Here is a 10,193-nt window from a genome sequence, read left to right as displayed (position 1 = left end):
TGATACCGGGGTTGCCCACCACCGAATTCATCTTGCTCGCCGCCTGGGCCGCCACCAAAAGCTCGCCGCGCCTCAGCGCCTGGCTGGAAAACCACCGCCTGTTCGGGCCGATCCTGTCCAACTGGCGCAATGGCAAGATCATCGCCCGCCGCGCCAAGGTCAGCGCCACCGTGAGCATGTTGCTGTGCGCCGTGCTGATGCTGGTGATGCTCGATCACGGCTGGCCGGTGTACCTGGCAATTGCCGGAATGAGCCTGGGCAACCTGTGGATCTGGTCCCGCCCCGAGCAGCTCGCACGCCCCGTATAACGGCCGATGTAGGCATTTTCCTACCGCTCATCGCCTATTGCTCATGAATTGATTTGTGACGCCGATGTTTCAGGTACGGCGCCGAATGGACTTGGCTCTTCTGCGTGCATTCCAACAAGTCCATTCGTGAGTGAACCTATGTTCGACACCCTCTCCATCCGCTTGAAAATCGTGTTGCTGTCCGGCCTGTGTCTGCTGGGTGTGATTGCACTGGTGGTCGGCATCAATATCTACAACACCAACCAGAACGATCGGCTGGTCAGTGATTCAAGCTCACGAATGCTCACCGCCAGCGTGGAGCAGTTGCTGCAATCCAAAGCGGCCGAACAGGCCGGCCACTTGCAGCAGACCTTCGGCGAAAACCTGCTGGTGGTCACAGCCCTGGCCGACCAGATCAAAGACCTGCGTCAGTTGGGCATCCAGCGTTCCCTTGAAGCCGGGGCCCTGCGTGAAGAGCTCAACCGCAGCGTCAAAACCGCGTTCGAGCGCAACACCAAGGTGCTGGGCATCTGGTTATCGTTCGAGCCCAACGGGCTGGATGGCAAGGACAGCGAATTCATCGGCGACAAGGCGCGTGTCTCCAACGAAAAAGGCCGGTTTTCCAGCTACTGGAGCCGGGCTGGCGGCGAAAGCCTGAATACCGTCATGGTCGAAGATGACCTGACCAAGACCACCCTCAATCTCAGCGGTACGCCCTACAACATCTGGTACACCTGCCCACGGGACACGCGCAGCACTTGCCTGCTGGACCCGTACGAAGACACCGTGGCCGACAAGCCGGTACTCATGACTACCATTTCCTTGCCGCTGATCGTCGACGGCAAAGTCATCGGTGTGGTCGGCGTAGACATCGCCCTCACCGCCCTGCAAGCGAGCACCGATGCTGCGCAGAAAGACCTGTTCAACGGCGCCGCCCACCTGGAGATTCTGTCCAGCACCGGCCTGATCGCCGCCTACAGTGGTGAGCCGGGCAAAGTTGGCAAGAACCTGATCGACAGCATCGGCGCCGAAGGCAAGGAGATCGTGCAACTGCTGGCCAATGACCGGCCGGTTATCCGTGAACAGGACGACACCATTCGTGCCGTGTACCCGCTCAAGCCGATTGCCGGTGCCAAATCCTGGGGCGTGGTGATCAAGCTGCCCAAAGCGGTGATGTTGGCCGACAACGAAAAACTGCAAGCCGTACTCGACGAGGCCCAGGCAACGGGCACGCTCAAAGCCCTGCTGGTGGCCGCCGCCGCTGGCCTGCTGGGCTTGCTGTTGATCTGGCTGACCGCTACTGGCGTGACCCGCCCTATCAATAGCGTGGCCGCCATGCTCAAGGACATCGCCAGCGGTGACGGCGACCTCACCCAGCGCCTGGCCTATGCCAAGAAAGACGAACTGGGCGAGCTGGTGAACTGGTTCAACCGTTTCCTCGACAAGCTGCAGCCGACCATTGCACAGATCAAGCAAAGCATCACCGAAGCTCGTGGGACGGCCGATCAGTCGTCCGCCATTGCGCGCCAGACCAGCGAAGGCATGCAGGTGCAGTTCCGTGAAATCGACCAGGTCGCCACCGCGTCGAACGAAATGAGCGCCACCGCCCACGACGTGGCCAACAGCGCCTCCAATGCCGCCAGCGCGGCACGCGGTGCCGACCAGTCGGCCCGCGAAGGCATGTCGATCATCGAGCAGAGCACCCGCGATATCACCACCCTGGCCGACGAAGTCAGCAAAGCCGTGGGCGAAGTCGAAGCCCTGGCGGTCAACAGCGAGCAAATCGGTTCAGTGCTGGAGGTGATCCGCAGCATTGCCGAACAGACCAACCTGCTGGCGTTGAATGCGGCGATTGAAGCGGCACGTGCCGGGGAAAGCGGACGTGGTTTTGCGGTGGTGGCCGACGAGGTGCGCAACCTGGCCAAACGCACCCAGGACTCGGTGGAAGAAATCCGCCTGGTGATCGAGCGTATCCAGAGCGGCACCCGTGGCGTAGTGGCGACCATGCACTCCAGTCAGCACCAGGCGCAGAGCAATGCCGGGCAGATCCATCAAGCCGTGCAAGCCCTGGGCAAGATCAGCGACGCGGTCACCGTGATCAGCGACATGAACCTGCAAATCGCCAGCGCGGCCGAACAGCAGAGCGCGGTGGCCGAAGAGGTCAACCGCAACGTCTCGGCGATTCGCACCGTGACCGAAACCCTCACGGGTCAGGCCACCGAGTCGGCGGCGATCAGCAGCCAGCTCAATGCGCTGGCCAGCCAGCAGATGAAGTTGATGGATCAGTTCAGGGTCTGACTCGGTTCTGAAACATTGCCCCCTGTAGGAGCGAGCTTGCTCGCGAAAAACGTCAACGATAACGCGTGCTTCCTGAATAAACGCGGCGCCTTTGAGTTCTTCGCGAGCAAGCTCGCTCCTACATATAGAGCAGGGCAGTGGTGAATTACCGGCCGGGCCAGGCCTGGACGAACGGCGTCAGGTCTTCCTTCGGCGCCGTACGCGGTGGGTTCTGCGGCGTGCCCAGGTAGAGAAAGCCAATCACTTCTTCATTCGCCGCCAACCCCAGGCCTTTAGCGACATGGGCTGAGTAGGACAATTCGCCGGTACGCCACACCGCACCAATACCCTGGGCATACGCCGCCAGCAGAATGCCGTGGGCCGCACAGGCGGCGGCCAGCAACTGCTCGGACTTGGGCACTTTGAAATGCTCTTGCACACGTGCAATCACCACCACCACCAGCGGCGCACGCAGCGGGCCGTTCTGGGCCTTGTCGATGGCGGCTTGCGGTGCGTCGGCGTCTTGCAGACGAGCGGCTTCGGCCAACAGCGTGCCCATCTGTTCACGGGCTGCGCCTTCCACGGTGAGGAAACGCCACGGGCGCAGTTGACCGTGATCGGGCGCGCGCATGGCGGCGGCGAACAGCAGGTCGCGCTGCTCCTGGGTCGGTGCCGGGTCGAGCAAACGGGGCACGGAAACACGGTTGAGCAAAGCGTCGAGAGCCTGCATTGGCCACCTCCATAAAAAAATGTGCAGCCATTCTAGCGGGAAAGAATCGGGATGCCACCAAACGATAATTGCTCTTATTCAATCTGCCCTGCCCTGTTAGACTTTGCGCCTTAATTTTCTGCCCTCGTCCAGGAATCTCGATGTTCCGTGCGCTTTTGTACCTGCCTGCAGCGTTGATGGCTTTAAGCCTGACTGCTTGCGATGACGCCCCTCGCTTCACGAAAGCAGAGCCGGGTGAATCGCGGGCCGGTGGCGCGGCGACGGTAAACAAGCGCGACCAGAACGCCTTTTCCTTGCCCTCGGCCAACCTGGCGCCGACGCGGCGCCTGGACTTCAGCGTCGGCAACAGTTTCTTTCGCAACCCGTGGGTGATTGCGCCGTCCACCACCACGGCGCGCGATGGCCTGGGCCCACTGTTCAATACCAACGCCTGCCAGAACTGCCATATCAAGGATGGCCGTGGCCACCCGCCGCTGCCCGACGCGCCCAATGCCGTATCGATGCTGGTGCGCCTGTCCATCCATCCCTCTATTACAGAGCAGCCCGCCTACGCCAAGCTTATCGAACAGATCGGCGTGGTACCCGAGCCGGTCTACGGCGGGCAACTCCAGGACATGGCGGTGCCTGGCGTTGCGCCGGAAGGCAAGGTGCGGGTCGACTACACACCGGTCAACGTCAGGTTCAAGGACGGCACGCTCGTTGAATTACGCAAGCCCGACCTGCAGATCACCCAACTCGGCTACGGCCCGATGCACCCCGACACACGCTTCTCGGCGCGTATCGCCCCGCCGATGATCGGCCTGGGCCTGCTCGAAGCGATCAGCGATGCCGATATCCTGCGCAACACCGACCCCAAGACCGCCGACAAAGAGGCCATCCTGGGCCGCGCCAATTGGGTCTGGGATGACGCTCAGGCCAAAACTGTCCTCGGGCGTTTTGGCTGGAAAGCCGGGCAGCCCAACCTCAATCAACAAAACGTTCACGCGTTTTCTGGTGATATGGGCCTCACCACGTCCCTGAGACCCTTCGATGACTGCACCGACGCCCAAGTGGCCTGCAAACAGGCGCCCAACGGCAATGGCCCGCAGGGTGAACCGGAAGTCAGCGATAACATCCTGCGCCTGGTGCTGTTCTACACCCGCAACCTCGCGGTGCCCGCACGTCGGGACGTTGACACGCCGCAAGTGCTGGCCGGCAAGAACCTGTTCTACCAGGCCGGTTGCCAGGGCTGTCACAAGCCCAGCTTCACCACCACCGCCAATGCCGCCGAACCTGAACTGGCCAACCAGTTGATCCGCCCTTACAGCGACCTGCTGCTGCACGATATGGGCGAAGGCCTGGCCGACAACCGTAGCGAATTCAAAGCCACCGGCCGCGACTGGCGCACCCCGCCGCTGTGGGGCATCGGCCTGACGCAAACCGTGAGTGGTCATACCCAGTTCCTGCATGACGGCCGCGCCCGCAACCTGCTTGAAGCCGTGCTGTGGCATGGCGGTGAAGCTCAAGCGGCGCAGCAACATGTGTTGTCGTTCAATGCCGAGCAGCGTGCCGCGTTGCTGGCGTTCCTGAATTCTTTATAAGCTTTGCCCCACTTACAGAAGGGAGCTCGACATGTTTCGTCCCAAGTTGTTGTTCACCAGCCTCGCAGCCCTGGCCTTGGGCGCTTGCTCGCCCCAAGACCCGCAAGCAGTGACCTCGGCAGCCATCGCCAAACAAGTGATCCTGCCAACCTATAGCCGCTGGGTTGAGGCCGACCGTCAACTGGCCGTCAGCGCCCTGGCCTACTGCCAAGGCAAGGAAAGCCTGGACACCGCCCGCGCCGACTTCCTACACGCGCAAAAAGCCTGGGCCGAGTTGCAACCGCTGCTGATCGGCCCGCTGGCCGAAGGCAACCGGGCGTGGCAGGTGCAGTTCTGGCCAGACAAGAAGAACCTGGTCGGCCGCCAGGTCGAGCAACTGGTCAGTGCACAGCCGCAGATCGACGCCGCGGCCCTGGCGAAATCCAGCGTGGTGGTGCAGGGCCTGTCGGCCTACGAATACATCCTCTACGACGCCAAGCCCGACGTTGCCGACGAAGCCCAGAAAGCCCGCTATTGCCCGTTGCTGATGGCTATCGGCGAGCGCCAGAAACTCCTGGCCGAAGAGATCCTGGCCAGCTGGAACAGCACCGACGGCATGCTCGCGCAAATGACCAAGTTTCCGAACCAGCGCTACGCTGATTCCCACGAAGCCATCGCCGATCTGCTGCGCGTGCAAGTGACCGCCCTGGACACCCTGAAGAAGAAACTCGGCACCCCCATGGGCCGCCAGACCAAGGGCATCCCGCAACCGTTCCAGGCCGATGCCTGGCGCAGCCAGTCGTCCCTGCAGAGCCTGGAAGCCAGCCTCGCCGCGGCTCAGACCGTGTGGGTGGGCGTGGATAACAAAGGCCTGCGTGGCCTGCTGCCGGCGGACCAGAAGCCACTGGCCGAGAAAATCGACGCCGCCTACGCAGCGTCGCTGAAACTGTTCGCCAGCAACCAGCGCACGCTCAACGAACTGTTGAACGACGACGCCGGGCGCCAGCAACTCAACGACATCTACGACAGCCTCAACGTAGTCCACCGCCTGCATGAAGGTGAACTGGCCAAGGCGCTGGGCGTACAACTGGGCTTTAACGCCAACGACGGTGACTGATGATGCTCAGGCGACAGGCTTTGGCGGTGGGCAGCGTGCTGCTCAGCGCTATCACCTTGGGTGGCTGGACGCTGTTCAAGCACAAAGACAAAGGCCCGCTGCTGCTGTCGGCCCGCGATGATGCCGACGGCAAGCACTACGCTGTCGGCTATCGCCTGGACGGCAAGCCGGTATTTGCTACTCAGGTCAGCCAGCGCTGCCATGACATCATCAACCACCCGACGTTGCCGATTGCGTTGTTCGTCGCCCGTCGCCCAGGCACCGAGAGTTACCTGATCGACCTGCGCGATGGCAGGCTGCTGCAAACCATCACCTCCAACGCCAACCGCCATTTCTATGGCCATGCGGTGATCCACAAGAGCGGTGACTGGCTGTACGCCACCGAGAACGACACCTCCGACCCTGGCCGCGGCCTGTTGGGTGTGTATAAGTTTGAAGGTGAGCGGCTGGTGCACAGCGGCGAGATATCTACCCACGGCATCGGCCCGCATCAAGTCTCGTGGATGCCCGACGGCGAGACGCTGATCGTGGCCAACGGTGGCATTCGCACCGAAGCCGAAAGCCGGGTAGAAATGAACCTCAACGCCATGGAGCCGAGCCTGGTGCTGATGCGCCGTGACGGCAGCCTGATCAGCAAGGAAACCCTGGCCCAGCAGATGAACAGCGTGCGTCACATGGGCATCGCCAGCGATGGCACCATCCTCACCGGGCAACAGTTCATGGGCCCGTCCCAGGAGCGTTCCGAGTTGCTGGCGATCAAGCGACCGGGGCAGCCGTTCGTGGCGTTCCCGGTGGCTGATGAACAGTTGCAGGCGATGGGGCATTACACCGCCAGCGTGGCAGTGCACAGCGAACTGCGCCTGGTGGCGTTGACAGCACCTCGTGGCAATCGCTTTTTTATCTGGGACATGGACACCGCCGAACTGCGCCTGGATGGGCCCTTGCCTGACTGTGCGGGGGTGGGTGCGGTGGCGGATGGATTTGTGGTGACATCCGGTCAGGGCCGTTGCCGCTTCTATGATTGCCGCCAGGAAAAGTTACTGGCAACACCACTGGAGTTACCGGCGGGGTTCTGGGATAACCACCTGCACCTGGTCTAAAGACCGACGACATCAAAATGGCTGATCATTCCCACGCTCTGCGTGGGAATGCAACCCGTGACGCTCTGCGTCACTGGCGCTAACGGACGAGACGCAGAGCGTCTCAAGAGGCATTCCCACGCAGAGCGTGGGAACGATCATGAACGCGCCCATCCTGGATGAACGTGTCGTCTGCGGTTTTTTCGCGAGCAAGCTCGCTCCTACAACAGTTGAGGTGTCAGACACAAAAAAGGGCCTTGCATCGCAAGGCCCTTTTTTGTGTCTGACACCTCAACTTTGCGGCCTCATCGCTTGAGACATGCCGAACATGAATAACAACAGTTCATGGTCGGGCTTGGCCGCCACACTCGTCTTGGCAATGCGTGGCAGCAGGCATTGCCCGCCACCGTCTACCGCACTCAACACTTGTGTACGAGGTTGTTCCCATACCGCCAGGGCCAGGGCTGCAACACCCAATGCCCCGACCAGAAACAAACCTCGTGCTATTTCTAGCTTCATCTGGTTAAACCCTTGATAGCGCTGCCAAACGCCGTCTCGTAAAAGTAGCTGAGTTTTTTCCAGTCGGTATCATTCCACGACGAATGGCGACGCAATTGCAGCATGTCGTGGGACGCGGCCCGATAAGCGGTCAGGCGCTGGCGGCATTTCTCAAAGTCCAGCAGGGCCACTTCCACAGTCGCCGCATCAGGCTCACCGGTCACCCGCACGAAAATGTGCTTGATATACAGGCAACCGTGTTGCCAGCGGCCTTTGTGCATACGGGCCAAGGTGCCGGCCAACTCTTGCAGCAGGCGCTCGTGGACCGCCTCGCCATACTGTTCGCGGCCACCGGCGGCGTACCAGTTTTCAATCTCGTCGAAACCGTCCAGAGACGCGGTGACCAACAGGGCTTTCCATTGGTGCTCCGGGTCGCGACGTGCTTCGCAAAACACCAGTTCCGGCACACGCACATCCAGCAAACGCAGGCCTTTGAGGGCATCACGCTCACGCAGCACGGTCGGACGCCCAAAAGGGTGCAGCCAGCTGCGGTAAATGTGGCCGGTCTGGCGCTTGCAATAGAGCAAACGGCCATTAGGGCTCATCACCCGTTGCACGCCACTTTCACCACCACGTCGGCGGTTGGGTTCTTCAACCCACTCACCCTGTTGACGCCAGAAAAAATCAAATCGTTCTTCGGGAGCTACATGACTGCCTACTACGCACTCAACTGCCATCCTGTTACCTCTTGCGCAATACATACACTCGCCACATGGCGTAGAGCGGTATGAAGTCCAGGGATTCCTGAACACGGAAACCGGCCTGCTCGAATTCTGCCTCGACAGTAGCAGCCGGTAACACAAACCGGTTTTGGTAACCTTCTTGCTCACCTTTTTTGCGACGACGCACTTCGCTGCGCTTGCGCTTCCAGGCCTTGAAATTGCCGTCTACCCACAGCGAAATAATCACGCTGTCGCGGGTAACACGTTGAAACTCGCGAAGTATTGTCAGCCTGTGCTCTGGCTCACCGATGTGGTGCATCAAGCGCATGCAGAAAATACTGTCGACGGAGTTATCTGGCAAATCGATATCAAAGGCAGAGGTCTGCAAAGGGCGTACCCGTTTCACCACCTCTGCCGGTTGGGCAGCTGTGGCGATCTTCAACATCGACGCCGAATTGTCAGCTCCGATAATCACACGGTTGGGTTTTTCGGCCAGCAACGGCCAGAAACGTCCAGCACCACACGGCAGGTCCAACACCAGCCCCGGCTCGCCGGCCATGGCCAGCGCACCGCGCGCCAACTGCTCGTCGCGCTTGTGGGACAACCGGCGAGCCAGATTGTCCTGATGCTTGAGCAAATATTTCTGCGCGTGTTGATCGTCGTACTTGTCAGAAAATTCCAGCTTGATCGGGGAAGGCATCTTACGTCTCCAGTAACTGATGCCTACGACCTTAAGCAGCGAACTGTGATCAACAGGTCAACTCGTTGTGAAAATCTCGTCCTGTCCAATTGCATACATTTCAAGACTTTACAGAAACATTCAGTAGCACCGGGCCATCTTCGCCGAAAAGCACGCAGTCTGCATCAGCAAAACGACAGACTGAAGGGTCAGGTTCTGACTGGGTTGAGTTCCACATGAAAACGGCAGCCATTAGGCTCCATGGTGCTCAGGCTCACGCTCCAACCCTGGCTTTCGCAGATCCGCTGCACCAGTGACAGGCCGAGGCCAAGGCCCTCGCCACGCTTCTCGCTACCGCGCACGAACGGCTCGAACATCGCTTCGCGCTTCTCTTCGGGGATGCCGACACCGGAGTCCTCCACCGTGAAACCACTGGGCTCAAGGGTCAGGCGGATAAACCCGTGCTCGGTGTAATGCAGTGCGTTGCGCAGCAGGTTGCCCATCACCGCATGCAAGAAGGTGGTGTTGTAGCAGGTGTCCAGGGGGTTGCCTGGCAGGTAGATCAACGTCAGGCCTTTTTTCTCGATGGGCTCGCGCCAGATACCGAGCAGGTCTTCGGCCACCTGGGTGAGGTTGCCTTGGGGCGAACTGGCGGCGTCGTCGTGTTTGGCGCGGGCCAGCATCAGGAAGGTTTGCACCAGTTCGCGCATTTCTTCACAGGCACGGGCAATGCGCTCGACCTGGTTGCGACCACGTTGATCGATGGCCGGGTTTTCGCGCAGCAGTTCGCAGGAACTGGCCAGGACCATCAAGGGCGTGCGCAACTCATGGCTCACATCGCTGGTAAACAGCTGCTCGCGCGACAACGCCTGGCGCAAACGGCCGAGGGTGGCGTCGAACGCCACCGCTAGCTCGCCCACTTCATCGGCGGCGTAATCCGGCGCCAGGGGCGGAGCCAGGCCCAACAGTTGGTCACGATGACGGACCTGGCGGGCCAGGCGTACCACCGGCGCCATCACCTTGCGGGCCAGCACCCAGCCGAGGAACGCCGCCAGCGCCAGGCTGAGCACGAAGCCCACCAGCACCACCGCAAACAACACGCGCTCACGTTCTTCGAAATCGCTCTGGTCTTGCAGCAACACATAACGCCGGCCATCGACCACTTCAACCATGGCGTGGTACGACAGCGCCTCGCGAAACACCTCATGAAACCCCGGGTCCAAATGGCGCAGATCCTTGGGCAGT

The 10,193-nt window shown here is 60.9% G+C and carries 10 protein-coding genes and 1 pseudogene; 6 read left to right on the top strand and 5 right to left on the bottom strand.

Annotation, left to right across the window (positions count from 1 at the left end):
* From APH41_RS08190 to APH41_RS29615, 3 genes and pseudogenes are all read left to right on the top strand, one after another.
* On the top strand, positions 1-308 hold a 308-nt coding region (locus APH41_RS08190), incomplete at its 5' end, for a YbaN family protein (protein WP_054918354.1).
* A gap of 138 nt (positions 309-446) precedes the next feature.
* A pseudogene (locus tag APH41_RS29620) lies at positions 447-1,727 on the top strand (HAMP domain-containing protein); the annotation flags it as partial.
* A 102-nt stretch (positions 1,728-1,829) separates the two neighbouring features.
* Positions 1,830-2,585 (top strand): methyl-accepting chemotaxis protein, encoded by a 756-nt coding sequence (locus APH41_RS29615; protein ID WP_370706227.1) that lies wholly within the window; start codon positions 1,830-1,832, stop codon positions 2,583-2,585.
* A gap of 145 nt (positions 2,586-2,730) precedes the next feature.
* Here APH41_RS29615 and APH41_RS08180 read toward each other — a convergent pair whose 3' ends face one another.
* Positions 2,731-3,294: an NAD(P)H nitroreductase gene (locus APH41_RS08180; RefSeq protein WP_038451385.1), complete on the bottom strand. Its 564-nt coding sequence runs from the start codon at positions 3,292-3,294 to the stop codon at positions 2,731-2,733.
* Between the two features lie 140 nt (positions 3,295-3,434).
* Between APH41_RS08180 and APH41_RS08175 the strand changes: the two genes are divergently transcribed.
* From APH41_RS08175 to APH41_RS08165, 3 genes are read left to right on the top strand one after another with little or no spacing between them, the layout of a single operon-like run.
* The gene (locus APH41_RS08175) at positions 3,435-4,874 is read left to right on the top strand and encodes a di-heme oxidoredictase family protein (protein ID WP_054918349.1); all 1,440 of its coding nucleotides are present in this window, start codon (positions 3,435-3,437) and stop codon (positions 4,872-4,874) included.
* Between the two features lie 31 nt (positions 4,875-4,905).
* Entirely contained in the window at positions 4,906-5,970 is a 1,065-nt protein-coding gene (locus tag APH41_RS08170; RefSeq protein ID WP_054918348.1) for an imelysin family protein, read from the top strand.
* 2 nt (positions 5,971-5,972) lie between these two features.
* On the top strand, positions 5,973-7,070 hold the full coding sequence (locus APH41_RS08165) for a DUF1513 domain-containing protein (RefSeq protein WP_034128709.1): 1,098 nt from the start codon (positions 5,973-5,975) through the stop codon (positions 7,068-7,070).
* A 270-nt stretch (positions 7,071-7,340) separates the two neighbouring features.
* Here the strand turns inward: APH41_RS08165 and APH41_RS08160 are convergent, their stop codons facing one another.
* The 4 genes from APH41_RS08160 to APH41_RS08145 all read right to left on the bottom strand — a co-directional run.
* Positions 7,341-7,568, bottom strand: a complete 228-nt coding sequence (locus APH41_RS08160) for a hypothetical protein (protein WP_003193932.1) — start codon at positions 7,566-7,568, stop codon at positions 7,341-7,343.
* On the bottom strand, positions 7,565-8,284 hold the full coding sequence (locus tag APH41_RS08155; protein WP_014719763.1) for a lipopolysaccharide kinase InaA family protein: 720 nt from the start codon (positions 8,282-8,284) through the stop codon (positions 7,565-7,567). Before APH41_RS08155 ends, APH41_RS08160 begins: the two co-directional genes overlap by 4 nt.
* 4 nt (positions 8,285-8,288) lie before the next feature.
* Positions 8,289-8,969: a class I SAM-dependent methyltransferase gene (locus APH41_RS08150; RefSeq protein ID WP_003193934.1), complete on the bottom strand. Its 681-nt coding sequence runs from the start codon at positions 8,967-8,969 to the stop codon at positions 8,289-8,291.
* Between the two features lie 188 nt (positions 8,970-9,157).
* Positions 9,158-10,193 (bottom strand): HAMP domain-containing sensor histidine kinase (locus tag APH41_RS08145; RefSeq protein ID WP_054918347.1); only part of this gene is annotated, 1,036 nt, incomplete at its 5' end.

The sequence above is a fragment of the Pseudomonas sp. NBRC 111138 genome (assembly GCF_001320835.1).
Classification (GTDB): Bacteria; Pseudomonadota; Gammaproteobacteria; order Pseudomonadales; family Pseudomonadaceae; genus Aquipseudomonas; species Aquipseudomonas paracarnis.
Note: the sequence above shows the minus strand (reverse complement) of the source record. Positions and strands in the feature narration are given on the sequence as shown.